General features: G+C 60.2%; 15 protein-coding genes, 2 tRNA genes and 1 pseudogene. 9 read left to right on the top strand and 9 right to left on the bottom strand.

The window, feature by feature from the left end:
• Positions 1–264: 264 nt before the first annotated feature.
• The 3 genes from AERO9A_RS14350 to AERO9A_RS14340 all read right to left on the bottom strand — a co-directional run bounded on the left by AERO9A_RS14350 (position 265) and on the right by AERO9A_RS14340 (position 1,350).
• Complete coding sequence (locus tag AERO9A_RS14350; protein ID WP_159972633.1) at positions 265–996, bottom strand: FKBP-type peptidyl-prolyl cis-trans isomerase; 732 nt, start codon at positions 994–996, stop codon at positions 265–267.
• 186 nt (positions 997–1,182) lie between these two features.
• Positions 1,183–1,259, bottom strand: a tRNA-Asp gene (locus AERO9A_RS14345).
• Positions 1,260–1,274: 15 nt separating this feature from the next.
• Positions 1,275–1,350 (bottom strand) — tRNA-Val (locus tag AERO9A_RS14340).
• A gap of 254 nt (positions 1,351–1,604) precedes the next feature.
• Here AERO9A_RS14340 and rdgC point away from each other — a divergent pair.
• The 3 genes and pseudogenes from rdgC to AERO9A_RS22855 all read left to right on the top strand — a co-directional run bounded on the left by rdgC (position 1,605) and on the right by AERO9A_RS22855 (position 4,386).
• Positions 1,605–2,525 (top strand): recombination-associated protein RdgC, encoded by a 921-nt coding sequence (gene rdgC / locus AERO9A_RS14335; protein WP_159972632.1) that lies wholly within the window; start codon positions 1,605–1,607, stop codon positions 2,523–2,525.
• Between the two features lie 226 nt (positions 2,526–2,751).
• Positions 2,752–3,261 (top strand): annotated as a pseudogene (locus AERO9A_RS22860) (MCP four helix bundle domain-containing protein); the annotation flags it as partial.
• A 69-nt stretch (positions 3,262–3,330) separates the two neighbouring features.
• Entirely contained in the window at positions 3,331–4,386 is a 1,056-nt protein-coding gene (locus AERO9A_RS22855; protein ID WP_372239696.1) for a methyl-accepting chemotaxis protein, read from the top strand.
• Positions 4,387–4,389: 3 nt separating this feature from the next.
• On the opposite strand, the gene arfB is transcribed toward AERO9A_RS22855, so the two are convergent.
• Positions 4,390–4,803, bottom strand: coding sequence for an alternative ribosome rescue aminoacyl-tRNA hydrolase ArfB (gene arfB / locus AERO9A_RS14325; RefSeq protein WP_159972630.1), 414 nt, complete (start codon positions 4,801–4,803; stop codon positions 4,390–4,392).
• Between the two features lie 115 nt (positions 4,804–4,918).
• Here arfB and AERO9A_RS14320 point away from each other — a divergent pair, with 115 nt between their 5' ends.
• Together AERO9A_RS14320 and AERO9A_RS14315 are read left to right on the top strand one after the other, a co-directional pair.
• Positions 4,919–5,983: a metal-dependent hydrolase gene (locus tag AERO9A_RS14320; protein ID WP_159972629.1), complete on the top strand. Its 1,065-nt coding sequence runs from the start codon at positions 4,919–4,921 to the stop codon at positions 5,981–5,983.
• A 75-nt stretch (positions 5,984–6,058) separates the two neighbouring features.
• A complete protein-coding gene (locus tag AERO9A_RS14315; protein WP_159972628.1) occupies positions 6,059–7,894 on the top strand; it encodes an ABC transporter ATP-binding protein in 1,836 nt (611 codons plus the stop codon).
• 55 nt (positions 7,895–7,949) lie between these two features.
• Here the strand turns inward: AERO9A_RS14315 and AERO9A_RS14310 are convergent, their stop codons facing one another.
• Entirely contained in the window at positions 7,950–9,278 is a 1,329-nt protein-coding gene (locus tag AERO9A_RS14310; protein WP_159972627.1) for a DEAD/DEAH box helicase, read from the bottom strand.
• 187 nt (positions 9,279–9,465) lie between these two features.
• Here AERO9A_RS14310 and AERO9A_RS14305 point away from each other — a divergent pair, with 187 nt between their 5' ends.
• Together AERO9A_RS14305 and AERO9A_RS14300 are read left to right on the top strand one after the other, a co-directional pair.
• Positions 9,466–9,876 carry an anti-virulence regulator CigR family protein gene (locus AERO9A_RS14305; protein ID WP_159972626.1) on the top strand — a complete coding sequence of 137 codons (411 nt, stop codon included), beginning with the start codon at positions 9,466–9,468 and terminating at the stop codon, positions 9,874–9,876.
• 74 nt (positions 9,877–9,950) lie between these two features.
• Positions 9,951–10,523: a dihydrofolate reductase family protein gene (locus AERO9A_RS14300; protein WP_159972625.1), complete on the top strand. Its 573-nt coding sequence runs from the start codon at positions 9,951–9,953 to the stop codon at positions 10,521–10,523.
• Here AERO9A_RS14300 and rarD read toward each other — a convergent pair whose 3' ends face one another.
• From rarD to AERO9A_RS14280, 4 genes are all read right to left on the bottom strand, one after another.
• On the bottom strand, positions 10,524–11,414 hold the full coding sequence (gene rarD, locus AERO9A_RS14295; protein WP_159972624.1) for an EamA family transporter RarD: 891 nt from the start codon (positions 11,412–11,414) through the stop codon (positions 10,524–10,526).
• Positions 11,414–12,274 carry a carboxylate/amino acid/amine transporter gene (locus tag AERO9A_RS14290; RefSeq protein WP_159972623.1) on the bottom strand — a complete coding sequence of 287 codons (861 nt, stop codon included), beginning with the start codon at positions 12,272–12,274 and terminating at the stop codon, positions 11,414–11,416. The genes rarD and AERO9A_RS14290 overlap by 1 nt, the downstream gene beginning before the upstream one ends.
• A 185-nt stretch (positions 12,275–12,459) precedes the next feature.
• Entirely contained in the window at positions 12,460–13,059 is a 600-nt protein-coding gene (locus AERO9A_RS14285; protein WP_159972622.1) for an FMN-dependent NADH-azoreductase, read from the bottom strand.
• A gap of 135 nt (positions 13,060–13,194) precedes the next feature.
• Positions 13,195–13,512 (bottom strand): 3-phosphoglycerate kinase, encoded by a 318-nt coding sequence (locus tag AERO9A_RS14280; RefSeq protein WP_159972621.1) that lies wholly within the window; start codon positions 13,510–13,512, stop codon positions 13,195–13,197.
• Between the two features lie 73 nt (positions 13,513–13,585).
• Between AERO9A_RS14280 and AERO9A_RS14275 the strand changes: the two genes are divergently transcribed.
• Both AERO9A_RS14275 and AERO9A_RS14270 read left to right on the top strand, forming a co-directional pair.
• On the top strand, positions 13,586–14,512 hold the full coding sequence (locus AERO9A_RS14275; protein ID WP_159972620.1) for a LysR family transcriptional regulator: 927 nt from the start codon (positions 13,586–13,588) through the stop codon (positions 14,510–14,512).
• Between the two features lie 9 nt (positions 14,513–14,521).
• A complete protein-coding gene (locus tag AERO9A_RS14270) occupies positions 14,522–15,328 on the top strand; it encodes an alpha/beta fold hydrolase (RefSeq protein WP_159972619.1) in 807 nt (268 codons plus the stop codon).
• Position 15,329 lies beyond the last annotated feature (1 nt).

Genomic DNA, 15,329 nt, shown 5'->3' with positions numbered 1-15,329 from the left:
AAATAACTTCGACAAGCTTACCAAAGCCCCATGGCATGGGGCCTTCGGTTAGATCGGACATTTTTTGCCCAACCCATAAAATCCAATAAAATCAATCAGTTGAGCGTTGACAAAGACCAAGCCCAGATGTAACGAAATTCATTTGGGAGCGATTCCCAAAATGTGCATAAGCGTAACACCGGGATCAGCTCCGAGCGCCTAGGTCAAGGGGCAAAAACGCAAACGCCCCGTCAAAACGGGGCGTTTGCTTGGCGCTCATCGATGTTACTGAGCAGCGCTCTGATCCTGGCCTTGCTCTTTGCTCTGATCTTTAATGCCGATCAGTTCAAGATCGAAAACCAGAACCGAGTTAGCCGGAATAGCTGGAGACGGGCTCTGCTCGCCATAAGCCAGCTCGCTAGGAATGTACAGTTTGTACTTCTCACCGACGTGCATCAGTTGCAGGCCTTCAACCCAGCCTGGAATGACGCCACTAACCGGCAGATCGATAGGGCTGCCACGAGCAACCGAGCTGTCGAACACACTGCCATCGGTCAGCTTGCCTTCATAGTGAACAGTCACCACGTCGCTGGCCTTGGGCTGGGCGCCGTCGGTCTTCTTGATCACTTCGTACTGCAGACCGGATGCGGTGGTGACCACACCTTCGCGCTTGCCGTTCTCTTCGAGGAACTTCTTACCGGCTTCAGCCGTTTCCTTGCTCAGAGCAACCATGCGCTCTTGGGCACGGTTCTGCAGGAAAGTGAAAGCCTCAACCATTTCCTCATCTTTGATACGCGGCTCTTTCTTGGCCAGCGCATCTTCAATGCCCTGAGCGACGGCCTTGGAATCCAGGTCATCCATGCCTTCCTCGGAGAGGCTACGGCCCATGTTCAGACCGATACCGTAGGAGGCTTTCTGCGCCGGGGACTTGAGTTCGACTTCGCTGGTCTGCGAATCACAACCGGTGAGCACCAGACCCACCAGGGCAACCGCCGCCGCCAAACGATGCTGTTTCATGCTTGTTCCTTGTAGATGCGCCCGAAGGCCGTCGTGTGAAAACGCGAGCTTAGCAGCACGCCATGATCACTGGCTACGGCATAGGAGCCGAGCAGCATGCATAAGTTCAAGTAGGCAAAGGATTTTTTGAAGTTTTCAGCGAACGCTGAAGATGTGTCACAGGAGGGGATGAAGCGAGGATAAAAATGGCGCAGCGGACGGGACTCGAACCCGCGACCCCCGGCGTGACAGGCCGGTATTCTAACCGACTGAACTACCGCTGCGCGTAACTGCGAGATTGGTGGGTGGTGACGGGATCGAACCGCCGACCCTCTGCTTGTAAGGCAGATGCTCTCCCGGCTGAGCTAACCACCCCATTCACTCTCGAAGTGGGGCGCATTCTAGAGAGCGTTTATGACCTTGGCAAGCCCCGATGTGAAAAAAATTTATCGAATTAGCAAGAACTTAGCGCAGCCCAAGGAATTTTCCGGGCGGCTGCTTGCCAATGGTTGGCCTGAACGCCGAGGCCGACAATAATGCGCGCTTCGCATCGGCAGCCTGGCTGCCGCGTTCGACGTCGCACCGCCCGCCGGTCCGCGCCCCTTACGCCAATGGAGAGTCATCTGCACATGTGGTTCCGAAACCTGCTGGTCTATCGCCTCACTCAGGACATCCCTTTCGACGCTGACACGCTGGAGGCCGCCCTGGCGAGCAAGCTTGCCCGCCCCTGCGCCAGCCAGGAGCTGGCCACCTACGGCTTCGTCGCCCCCTTCGGCAAGGGCGAAGATGCGCCGCTGGTGCACGTCAGCGGTGACTTCCTGCTGATCGGTACACGCAAGGAAGAACGCATCCTGCCCGGCTCTGTAGTGCGTGATGCGCTGAAGGACAAGGTCGACGAGATCGAGAACACGCAGATGCGCAAGGTCTACAAGAAGGAGCGCGACCAGATCAAGGACGAGATCGTCCAGGCCTTCCTGCCACGCGCCTTCATTCGCAAGTCCGGCACCTTCGCCGCCATCGCGCCGAAGCAGGGTTTGATCCTGGTCGACAGTGCCAGCGCCAAGAAGGCCGAAGACCTGCTCTCCACCCTGCGCGAGGCCATGGGCTCGCTGCCGGTACGCCCGCTGTCGGTGAAGATAGCCCCAACCGCCACCCTCACCGACTGGCTGAAAAACCAGAGCGCGGCCGAAGGTTTCTTCGTTTTGGATGAATGCGAGCTGCGCGACACCCATGAAGATGGCGGCGTGGTGCGTTGCAAGCGCCAGGATCTGACCAGCGAGGAAATCCAGCTACACCTGTCCACTGGCAAGCAGGTCACTCAGCTATCACTGGCCTGGCAAGACAAGCTGTCCTTCGTGCTGGACGACAAGCTGACCATCAAGCGCCTGCGTTTCGAGGACGTGCTGCAGGAGCAGGCCGAGCAGGATGGCGGTGATGACGTTCTGGCACAGCAGGATGCCAGCTTCGTCCTGATGATGATGACGCTGGTGGAGTTCCTGCCCGAGCTGTTCACTGCCTTAGGCGGCGAAGAGATTCCGCAAGGTATCTAAGAACCTCAGCGCGTGGATCGTCGCCAGACAATCCACACGCTCTCAGCACAGGCGCCGCACGCGCCCTGACATTAAGAAAACGTCAGAAAGCACTCCAGAGTATCGCTGAGCGCAGAGGCGTTATGGACAATAGCTATTGGCCACATAACACTATTGTGCTGGTCATCAGGCCTGCCTAGCTTATATATCTCTGTGGTCTCTCCACTCGCACTCAGGAACCAACCAAATGCCCGCTCAGCTCAGCATTGCGCAACGCCTTGGCCTGGGGTTTGGCCTGGTTCTGTCCCTGATGCTACTGATCAGCCTGATCGGCGTGCAGCGCGTCGGGCTCATCGACAGCACCCTCACCGAAGTCAGCGAGGGTGCAGCATTGAAGCAACGCTATGCGATCAACTTTCGCGGCAGCGTGCATGATCGCGCCATCAGCATCCGTGACGCCGTTCTGGCGGATGACAGCGCCTTGCAAGGCCACCTGCAAAACATCAAACGCTTGCAAGGCGAATACCTTGACTCGGCCACACGCCTGCAGCAACTCATGCAGACTCAGCCCGCCGAGGCCGAAGAGCAGAACCTCCTGAGCGCCATCCAAACCACCGAACAACGCACGCTGGCCTTGACCGACAGCCTGATAAAACTGCGCCAAAACGGCGACCGTGAAGGTGCCAGAGCCTTTCTGCTGCAACAGGTATCGCCGGCTTACAGCGAGTGGCTGAAGCAGATCAACGCCTTCATCGACTTCAAGGAACGCACCATCGCTGAACGTCTCAGCGAAGTACGTGCCACTGCCGGTGGTTTCCAATGGCTGATGCTGCTGGTCACGGCAATCGCCATCATCCTGGGTATTGGCATTTCGTTACGCATGATCCAGCGCCTTAAATCCACGCTGGGCGCCGAGCCTCACGAAGTGGCGCAGGTCATTTGCCGCCTGGCGGAAGGACAACTCAACCAGCAGATCCACACCCGCTACCCGAACAGTGTGATGGGCAGCCTGCACAATACTTCGCGCCATTTGGCCGACACCATCAGCCAGGTACGCAACGCAGCCAGCGAATTGCTCAGGGCGTCGGAGCAATTGCTCACCACCTCTGCCAGCAATAATCAGCAACTGCGCCTGCAGGCCCGCGAAGCCGAGCAGGTCGCCACGGCGATCCAGCAGATGAGCGCTACGGTTGGCGAAGTCACGGGTTATGCCACCACGGCAGCAGAGGCAACACAGAACGCCGATGTCGAAGTTGCCAGAGGCAATAAGATCATGGCCAGCACAGCCGGCGCCATCCAGAACCTGGCCAGCACGCTGGAAAGCGCCGCACAGAGCGTCCTACAGGTAGCACAAGATAGCGAGAGCATCGAAAAGATCACCGACGTGATTACCGCCATCGCCGAACAGACCAACCTGCTGGCACTCAATGCCGCCATCGAGGCCGCGCGGGCCGGTGAACACGGGCGTGGTTTTGCCGTGGTTGCCGATGAAGTGCGCTCGCTGGCTACCCGCACGCAGGACTCGACCCGCGAAATTCGTAACATGATCGCAACGCTGCAAGCAGGCACGAGCAAAGCGGCTGAGGTCATGCGTGACAGCCGAGAATTGGCTCAGCAGACCGTCGAGCAGACTCGCGAAGCGGAAACTGCACTAGGCACAATCCACCGCGAAGTGACTGCCATCAATGCGATGAACGCACAAATTGCCAGCGCCTCGCAGCAACAAAGCGGTGTGACAGAGGACGTTAATCACAACATCGGGCGTATCCACCAAGCCACTCAGGAAACCTCAGCAGGATCCGAGCAGGTCGCGGCGGCCAGCCGCGAATTGGCAGAGCTGGCTAACCGCCTGCAGGAAAAAGTCAGCGTGTTCAGCCTCTGACACTCAATAATCGACTCGGCCCCGACCGGCCTTGATCGCACCGCGCTTGCTTTTGCCGTCCAGACGACGCGTTTGCGAGCCTCGGGTAGGTTTGGTTGGACGCCGTTTTTTCTCGACCTTGGCCAGGCTACGGATCAACTCCGCGAGACGCTCCAGCGCATCGGCGCGATTTTGCTCCTGAGTGCGGAACTGCTGCGCCTTGATGATCACCACACCGTCGGCGGTAATGCGCGAATCGCTCGCCGCCAGCAGACGCTCCTTGTAGAACGGCGGCAACGACGACGCCTGGCTGTCGAAGCGCAAATGCACGGCGCTGGAAACCTTGTTGACGTTCTGCCCACCGGCGCCCTGGGCGCGGATGGCGGTCAGCTCGATTTCGTCCAACGAGAGGTGGACGCTATTGGAAATGATCAGCATGGGAAAACAACCTGACTCAAGCAGCGCCCACTGTAACCTTTGCTTGAAATTTCGCTACAGCGGCGCACGCAGGGCTCGGCTAACGTAGCGCCCTCGTCATTCGCGGATCCCATTCATGGACTCAATCACTCAGGCCGTTCTCGGCGCCACCATTCAGGGCGCACTGCTCGGCCGCTGGCAGGGACGCAAGGCCCTATTGTACGGCGCGGCCCTGGCCACCCTGCCCGACCTCGATGTCTTCATCGACTACGGCGATGCAGTTGCCGACATGACCTACCATCGGGGCTTCAGCCACTCGCTGTTCGTCCTCAGCGGCCTGGCCCTGCTACTGACCTGGCTAGTGCGGCATTATCGCCCGCACCCCGGCTATTCGAGCCAGCGCCTGCTGCTGACGTTATGGCTGGTACTGATCACCCATCCGCTATTGGACGCCTTCACTAGCTATGGCACCCAACTGTTCTGGCCGCTGATGCCAACACCCACGGCCTGGTCGAGCATCTTCATCATCGATCCGCTGTACACCCTGCCGCTGATAATCGCGGTACTGGCTGGATTGATCGGCGGTTTGCACAAGCGCAGCACACGCATCCCCACCATCGCGCTGGCCCTGTCGACGCTTTATCTGGGCTTTACCCTGGCGGGCAAATACATGGCCGAACAGCGCGTCGAGCGCGAACTGGCGCATCAAGGCATCAGTGCCGAGCGGATCTTCGCCACCCCAACGCCCTTCAACAGCCTGCTGTGGCGAGTCATCGTGCTCGATGGAGAGGATTATTACGAAGCCCTGACCGGCTGGTTCGACAGTGCACCGCCACAGTTACAGCGCCTGCCGCTGGGCACTCAATTGCGCACCGCGCTGGCCGATACGCCGATGCACCAACGCCTGGACTGGTTCACCGGCGGCATGCTGCGCTACGACCGCGTGGACGATCACCTGATCGTCACCGACCTGCGCCTGGGCATGACAGGCTTTCACCCCTTCCGCTTTGACTTTGCCCAATGGCAAGAAGGGCGATGGCAAGTACATGAACACATCTCCCGCCTGAGCTTCTCACGCGGCGAGCCCGAGCAACTGATGCTGTTGTTGCGCCGGATCTGGCAACCGCAAACCGAGGTTCCATTACTGACGTGGGCTGACGCGCTCAAACGCACGCAGCCAGACGAAACCGCAACGCACTGAGCGGCCAGCGGCATAGGTACCTGCGAGGCAGCCTGCTAGGATCGGCATTCATGCTCACAGGCAGGATGCCGCACCATGCTGTTTCGCTATTTCGAGTCCCTGATCGACGTATTCAAGCCCAGTCCCGATGTCGCTCCGCCTTCGGGACTGCTGCGTTTCTATGCCCACTACCTGAAGCAGGTGTGGCCGCTGATGTTGGCCATGCTCATCGTCGGCTTCCTGGCAGCCCTGATCGAGGTAGCGCTGTTCGCCTTCCTCGGCCAGTTGATCGATATGGCCCAAACCAGCAAGGACGCCGACAGTTTCTTCAGCGAGCACCGGAGCGAACTGCTGTGGATGCTGCTGGTGGCACTGATCATCCGCCCCGTGGTGTTCGGCCTGCACAACCTTCTGGCGCACCAGGCGATCAACCCAGGGCTGAGCAACCTGATCCGCTGGCAAAACCATCGTTACGTGCTCAGGCAAAGCCTGAGCTTCTTCCAGAACGACTTCGCAGGCCGCGTCGCCCAGCGCGTGATGCAGACCGGCCCATCACTGCGTGAGTCAGCCATGCAGGTAATCGACGCCTTATGGCACGTGCTGGTGTATGCAGGCAGCGCGCTGTACCTGTTTGCCGCCGCCGACCTGCGTTTGGTGGTGCCGCTGGCGCTGTGGATCATCGGTTACAGTGCGGCGCTGTGGTACTTCGTGCCACGCATCAAGGCACGCTCGGCGGCTGCGTCGGCAGCGCGCTCGAAGGTCATGGGGCGAGTGGTCGACGGCTATAGCAATATCGCCACGCTCAAGCTGTTCGCCCACTCGCAGGAAGAAGAAAGCTACGCCCGCGAGGCCATGCAGGAGTTGCTGTACAGGTTCCGCCAGCAATCACGCACCATCAGCGCCCTGGACTTTCTCATCACCTGCATGAACGGCGCACTGATCGTCGGCACCGGTGCCCTGGCCCTGTGGCTATGGAGCCAGACGCTGATTAGCACCGGCGCCATCGCCCTGGCCCTCGGTTTGGTCATCCGCATCAACAACATGGCCGAATGGATCATGTGGGTGGTCAACGGCATTTTCGAGAACGTCGGCACCGTGCAAGACGGCATGCAGACCATCGTACAGCCGCGCCAGGTGCTCGACCGCAACGACGCCAAAGCACTTGAGGTACAGCAAGGCGGTGTACGCTTCGAGAACATCCACTTCCACTATGGCAAACGTGGTGGTGTGATCGCGGGCCTCGACCTGACCATCCGCCCAGGCGAGAAGATTGGCTTGGTCGGCCCCTCCGGCGCCGGAAAATCAACCTTGGTCAACCTGCTCTTGCGCCTGTATGACCTGGAAAATGGGCGCATTCTAATCGACGACCAAGACATCGCCAGCGTGACCCAGGAAAGCCTACGTGCGCAGATCGGCGTGGTCACTCAGGACACCGCCCTGCTCCACCGTTCGATTCGCGACAACCTACGCTATGGCAAGCCTGACGCCAGCGACGCACAACTCTGGGAGGCCGCCCGTAAAGCACGTGCCGATACCTTTATCCCGACGCTCGACGACAGCCAGGGCGGACATGGTCTGGATGCTCAGGTCGGAGAGCGCGGCGTGAAACTGTCTGGCGGCCAGCGCCAACGCATCGCCATCGCCCGCGTGTTACTCAAGGACGCACCGATTCTGCTGCTCGACGAAGCCACATCAGCGCTGGATTCGGAAGTGGAAGCCGCCATCCAGGAAAGCCTCGACAGTCTGATGCAAGGCAAGACGGTGATCGCCATTGCTCACCGCCTGTCGACCATCGCACGGATGGATCGCCTGGTGGTGATCGACCAGGGCCAGATCATCGAAACCGGCAGCCATGCCGAGCTGATCGCCCGGAGCGGTCTGTATGCGCGCCTGTGGCAACACCAGACCGGTGGTTTCGTCGGAGTGGAATAAAGGTAGGGCGGGTGCAACCCGCCAGTACCTGCTGGCGGGTTGCACCCGCCCTACATTACGACTCCGCAGTCGGCTTCTTGCGCTTGAGCGGCGCGCTGCCGTCGGCGCTGACCAGCGCAGATGGCTTGCCAGCCGGGCGTGGGCCGGTCTTGCGCTTGGGCGCAGCGGCCTTCTTCGGGTCTTTCTTGTCGGTCTTTTTCTTCTTGCTGCTGGCGGCCTTGCCCGAGGCCTTGAGGTTCTTCGGCCCCTGGTAGGTGCCCTTGAGCTCCTTGATGGTACGACGCTCGAAACGCTGCTTGAGGTAGCGCTCGATGCTCGACATCAGGTTCCAGTCACCGTGGCAGATCAACGATACGGCCAGGCCTTCGCCGCCGGCGCGGCCGGTACGGCCGATGCGGTGCACGTATTCATCACCGGAACGCGGCATGTCGAAGTTGATCACCAGATCCAGGCCATCGACATCCAGACCACGTGCAGCCACGTCGGTGGCCACCAGCACCTTGACCGCGCCCTGGCGCAGGCGCTCGATAGCCAGCTTGCGATCCTTCTGATCCTTCTCGCCATGCAGGACGAAGGCCTTGACCCCAGCCGCCACCAGCTTGCCGTACAAGCGGTCGGCCTGGACGCGGGTGTTGGTGAAAACGATGGCCTTGTCATAGGTTTCGTTGGCCAGCAACCAGTCGACAAGCTGCTCCTTGTGATAGTTGTGGTCGGCCGTGATGATCTGCTGGCGGGTGCCCTCGTTGAGCTGGCTGACGCTATTGAGCATCAGGTGCTGCGGCTCCTTGAGCACCTTGGCGATCATCTCGCGCAGGCCATTGCCGCCGGTGGTGGCGGAGAACAACAGGGTCTGGTGCGGCCCGCAGGCCTCAGCCAGGCGCTGGGCATCTTCGGCGAAGCCCATGTCGAGCATGCGGTCAGCCTCGTCGAACACCAGCACTTCGATCTCATCGAGCGGCAGGTTACCGGCATTGGCATGCTCAATCAGGCGCCCAGGTGTGCCGATCAGAATATCGATCTTGCGCATCATCGCCGCCTGCACCTTGAAGTCCTCGCCGCCAGTGACAAGCCCGGCCTTGAGGAAGGTGAACTGAGCGAAACGCTCCACTTCCTTGAGCGTCTGCTGCGCCAGCTCACGGGTCGGCAGCAGGATCAGCGCGCGGATGCTCAGGCGCTGGCGGGAATTGCCATCGCCGAGCAGGCGGTTGAGCAACGGCAGCACGAAGGCGGCGGTCTTGCCACTGCCGGTCTGGGCGATCACGCGCAGATCCTTGCCCTCCAGCGCAAGCGGAATCGCAGCTGCCTGCACCGGAGTCGGCTCGACGAAATTAAGCTCGACCACGGCTTTGAGCAGGCGTTCATGCAGGGCGAATTGGGCAAACACAGGGCACTACCTCGAAGAATCGACAAAACGGTGCATAGCCTAACGGTTTCCGGCGTCCGGGCCGAATTTCTTTGCAGGAAAAATCCATCAGGCCGCTCGTGACTCAGTTCAGGGTAATCACAATCGTCACTGGAACCGGTGCGCGCACTGGGCTATCTATCTAGCATCGCCACAACGGAACGCCGCCATGCCCCAGCACACTCGCTCCTCTCTGTGCCTTACTCTCAGCCTGCTACTCGCCGCCTCGCCGTTGCTGGCCAGCCCGCCGCCAGGCAAGGGCAATAACAAGCACGGCGGCCAGGATCAAGTGCAGATCGATATGCGCGGCCCCAGCGTGGACATTGGCCAGGTTCGCATCGTACTGGGTGAACATCGCCAGTTGATCAGCAACAGCGCCCCGCTCCCACCGGGCATCGCCAAAAACCTGGCTCGCGGCAAGCCTCTGCCGCCCGGCATCGCCAAGAACTTCGATAGCCGCCTGTCGAGCCGCCTTCCCTATTACGAGGGCTACGAGTGGAAGCAGATCGGCACCGATGTGGTATTGGTAGCCGTGGCAACAGGCATCGTCTACGAGATCCTGCGCAACGTACTGGACTGACCAACGGTAACCAACCCGAAGAACTTGCCCTGCGCCCAGCACTCCAATACGCACCCGCCTGCTGTGGAGGCATGATGAACCCGTCCCTGATTTACCACGTGACGTCCAGTCTCGACGGTTATATCGCTCACCCAGACGGCAGCCTCGACTGGTTCGACAGCACACGCCAAGCAGATGAGGAGTACAGTTTCCAGTACTTCTACGCCAATATCGACTCCCTGTTGATGGGCCGCATGACCTACGAAGCGCTGCTGTCGCGCAGCGGCCCCTGGCCCTACCCTGGCAAGCCCTGCGTGGTGCTGACCCGCTGTGAACTGGCGCGCACAGCCAGCGAGGTGCAACTGACTCACTGCACGCCTGCACAGGCAATCACTGCACTGCGTGGAGCCGGTTTTCAGCGCACTTGGCTGGTCGGTGGCGGATCATTAGCCGGCACCTGCTACGCAGCAGGGCTGATCGACGAAATACTCATCAACCTCACACCCCATCTGCTGGGCGCCGGTATCAGGCTTTTCGCTACCGGAATCGAGCGCAGCCTGGAGCTCAAAGATCAACGTCGCTTCAACAATGGCGTTCTGCAGTTACATTACCAGGTGAAAAACCAGCATCTGACAGCCCAGTCGCAATCACAGCACCACGCTGCCTGACTAGACCTGGCGCTGCTTGCGCAACAGGCGCGCGCTGTCGCACCCCACCAACAGCACCGCCAGCCAGATCGGCAGATAAGTCAGCCACTGCCCAGCATCGAAGTGCTCCCCCAACAGCAGCAGCGCGACAGCAAACAGCAATACCGGCTCGACATAGCTGAGAATGCCGAACAACCCGAGCGGCAGTAATCGGCTCGACGCCATCATCGAGGCAAACGCCAGCGTACCGATCAGCGCCATGCTCGGGACCAAGAACCACAGTTCAGGCTTCTGAGTAAAAGCCCCCACCGGCCCATAGACGACGATCAGCCAGACGGCCAACGGTGCCAACATGAGCATCTCCACGACGAAACCGGACAGCGCATCGAGACGCATCCAACGGCGCAACATGAAATACGGCGGGTAGCCCAGCGCCGTGATTAGCGTCAGCCAGGAAAACGCTTGAGTACGCCAGAGCTCATGCAGCACACCGAGCACGGCGCACGCCACCGCCAATTGCTGTAACGGTCGCAGGCGCTCGCCATAGAACAGGCGCCCGGTCAGCACCATCGCCAACGGCAGCAGGAAGTAGCCCATGGACACTTCCAGCATATGCCCAGCCAAGGGCGCCCAGAGAAACACGCCCCACTGCACACCGATCAACGCAGCGGCAAGCGGGCAGGCAGCCAATAACAGCGGCTCGCGCCGCAGGCGCGCAAAGGTCTCACGCAACAACGCCGTCTGTCGCACCAATACGACCAGCAACAGCACCAGCGGAATCGACCACAGCACACGTTGCGCGAACACCTGCACGCCATCGAGAGGCGCCAGCCAGCGCACATAACCGGGCATCACGGCAAACAACACAGAGGCCGCGACCGACAGCGCCACACCACGTCCAGACAAATGCATCAGACCGCCCTCGCCACGCGTCCCAGTCGCACCAAGGGCAACGACGCAGCGATCACCGCACCGCCCAGCGCCAGACGTAGCCAATCGGCGTCGTGATTCCAGATCAGCAGATTGACCAACAGACCGGCCGGCACCAGCGCATTGTTCATCACAGCCAGGGTACCGCCATCAACCTGGCTCGCGCCCTTGTTCCACCAATACAACCCGATCCCTGAAGCCATCACGCCCAGCCAGCCGAGTACGCTCCACTGCAGAGCGGTGGCGGGCATGCGCTCGGCATTGCCCAGCAGCCAAAAGGCTGGCAGGGCGACCAGCAAAGCACCGAAATAGAAGAAACCAAAACGTCGATATTGCGGCTCGTCGCTGGGGTAACGGCGCAGCAAGTGCTTGTACAGCACCTGACCGGCGGCAAAGGTGAAGTTGGCCACTTGCAGCAGCAGGAAGCCGAACAAAAAACCCGAGCTGATGCCGTCATAACGAATGATCGCCGCCCCCAGCACTGCAACTGCGGCGGCAACTAGCGCCCAGGGGTTGAAGCGCCGATTCAGCGCGTCCTCGATCAAGGTCACGTGCAAAGGGGTAAGAATCGTGAATAGCAGCACCTCCGGTACGCTCAGCACCGAGAAACTCAGGTACAAACAGACGTAGGTGATGCCGAACTGCAGCGCTCCGATCAACAACATACCGCGCACGAAGGCCGGAGCCTGCCCGCGCCAGCGCGTTAGCGGCAGGAACAACAAACCTGCGATGACGATACGCGTGAGCACGGCGAAATAGCTGTCTACGCGACCGGCCAGGTATTCACCAATCAGGCTGAAGGAGAAGGCCCACAGCAGGGTCACAATCAACAGGTATCGCACGGCCACCTCCAGAAGAAGGCGGCGACCTTAGCGCGTTCGCCAAAGCCGAACAATCTACAGTTGATCGAGAAATCAGGCACACAACGCTGCAAGCATCGTGCGGGCACAACATAAAAAATCGGCCATCGCATTTGTGATGGCCAAAATAAGCGCCCTTGAGGACGCTTAGGAGCATTGATTCACGATCAAGCCAGTTCGGCCAGCTTGGCCTTGGCCTGAGCCAGACCCTTTTCCACGAACTCGCCGCCCATGTTCATACCTTCTGCATGGATGAACTGCACGTCGTGAATACCGATGAAGGCCAGCGCCTGACGCAGGTAGGGTTCCTGATGATCCAGCGCGCTACCGGCGTAGATGCCGCCACGCGCGGTCAGCACGATGGCGCGCTTGCCGGTCAGCAGGCCTTGCGGGCCGGTTTCGGTGTACTTGAAGGTAACACCGGCACGCAGTACATGATCGAGCCAGGCTTTCAGCGTGCTGGGAATGGCGAAGTTGTACATCGGCGCGGCCAGTACCAGCACGTCAGCGGCCAGCAGCTCTTCAGTCAACTCATTGGAGCGAGCCAGAGCCGTTTTCTCCGCCTCGCTCTGCTGCTCGGTCGGCGTCATCCAGCCACCCAGCAGGGTCAGATCCAGGTGTGGCAGCGGGTTAGCAGCCACATCGCGCACCTGAATCTGATCAGTTGGATTAGCGGCTTGCCAGTTAGCGATGAATTGCTGAGTCAGCTCGCGAGACACCGAACCTTGTTGACGAGCACTGCTTTCGATAACCAGAACGCGGGACATAAGGAAAACTCCATCGAGATGAATGAGTGTCGATGGAGGACAGGCTATGCTCACACCTATCGATAAAAAAGCGCAAAGATCCGCTGCAATATATCGACTAAGTTGATTTATCAAAAAGGCAGCGCTAGCCTCTGATTACTTAGGCTTGCAGGTGAGGTCAACGCGCAGACGAATCACGCTGCGCGTGAACTTCACCGTCATATTACTGCTCGCCCCGGCTGTGAGTGCCTTGCGGCGAATACGCGGTGCCTCCGGCCCGCTACGGAATATTGCAGTGCATTCAGCATCGCGCTGGCCATAGTTATAGAGCATCAACGCCGCCATATTGAGGTCGATATCCTGAGTAGTCGCGGATACCTCGGCGCCATTGAGCTGTTTTTCCAGCTCGATCGGGTAGGCATGGGCGCCAAGAGGCAGGCAGGCCAATAGCAGCAGACAGCTTGTTCTTTTCATAAGGTGCTCTCCGTCGGGGGCACCAGTTTAGGTCGATAGCCCTGGCGATGACAGCCAGCAGCAGGATGATGTGATGAAAGCTCCCCGTGTAACCCTGGATCAATGGCGTACGTTGCAGGCTGTAGTGGATCAAGGTGGCTTCGCCCAGGCGGCCGACGTGCTGCACCGCTCGCAATCCTCGGTCAGCTATACCGTAGCGCGCATGCAGGAGCAGCTAGGCGTACCGCTACTGCGCATCGACGGGCGCAAAGCCGTGCTCACTGAAGCGGGTGATGTGCTGCTGCGCCGCTCGCGACAGTTGGTCAAACAAGCCAGCCAACTGGAAGACCTGGCCCATCACATGGAGCAGGGCTGGGAAGCGGAGGTACGCCTGGTGGTCGATGCTGCCTATCCCACGGCCAATCTCGTGCGCGCCCTATCGGCCTTCATGCCGCAGAGCCGCGGTTGCCGGGTTCGCCTACGTGAGGAAGTGCTGTCCGGGGTTGAGGAAGTGCTGCTCGAAGGCACAGCCGACCTGGCCATCAGTGCACTGAATATCACCGGTCATCTGGGCCTGGAGTTGAGCGAGGTGGAGTTCGTCGCCGTAGCACACCCGGAACATCCCCTGCACCGCATGCAGCGCGAGCTTAGTTTCCAGGACCTGGCGGGGCAGATGCAGGTGGTCACCCGCGACAGCGGCAGGCTACAACCACGCGATGCAGGATGGTTGGGCGCGGAACAGCGCTGGACGGTCGGCAGCCTGCCAACCGCACGTACCTTCGTCAGCAGCGGTCTGGGCTTCGCCTGGCTGCCGCGACACTTGATCGCCCGCGAACTGCAGGAGGGGCTGCTCAAACCGCTGCCGCTGACCCAGGGCGGCATCCGCAAGCCACGCTTTTTCCTCTATAGCAACAAGGACCGAGTACTCGGCCCGGCCACACAAATCCTCATCGAACTGATCAAGAACTTCGACCTCGCCCCCCTCGACACGCCCTTCGCGGCACCGCAGTCACCCAATTGAGGCACGGCCATGCCCTACTTCGATAACGACAACAATCAGTTGCACTACGAGGACTACGGGCACGGCACACCGGTGCTGCTGTTACACGGCCTGGGCTCCAGCACACTGGACTGGGAATATCAGATTCCCGCCCTGAGCGCGCACTACCGCGTGCTAGCACTGGACGTACGCGGCCATGGTCGCTCCGACAAACCGCGTGAGCGTTATCGCATGGTCGACTTCGCCGATGACGTCGCAGCACTGATTGAGCATCTGCAACTGCCCCCGGTGCACCTAGTGGGCATCTCCATGGGGGGCATGATCGGCTTCCAGCTCGGGGTCGACCAGCCGCAACTGCTGCGCAGCCTAACCATCATCAACAGCACACCGCACGTACAAGCGCGCAACCTGCACGAACACCTGGAAATCGCCAAGCGCTGGTTACTGGCCCGCCTGCTGTCGCTGGAAACCCTGGCCAAGGCCCTGGGCAAGCTGCTGTTCCCAAGGCCCGAACAGGCCGAACTGCGACGTAAGCTGGAGCAACGCTGGCCACGCAATGACAAGCACGCCTACCTGGCCAGCCTGGATGCCATCATTGGCTGGAGCGTGCGGGAACACCTGCAGCGCATCACCTGTCCTACGCTGGTTATTAGCGCCGACCACGACTACACCCCGATCGCAGACAAACAAGCCTATGTAGCGCAACTGCCCAACGCGCGCCTGCAGGTGATCGACAATTCGCGACATGCTACACCTCTGGATCAACCTCAACGCTTCAATACCGCCCTGCTCGACTTCCTCGCCGAGGTCGACGGCACTGCCAACAAGGAAAACTGAC

It is taken from the genome of Pseudomonas sp. 8Z (assembly GCF_902506535.1).
Lineage (GTDB): Bacteria > Pseudomonadota > Gammaproteobacteria > Pseudomonadales > Pseudomonadaceae > Aquipseudomonas.
The sequence above is the reverse complement of the archived record's forward strand: the minus strand, read 5'-3'. Positions and strand labels throughout refer to the sequence as shown.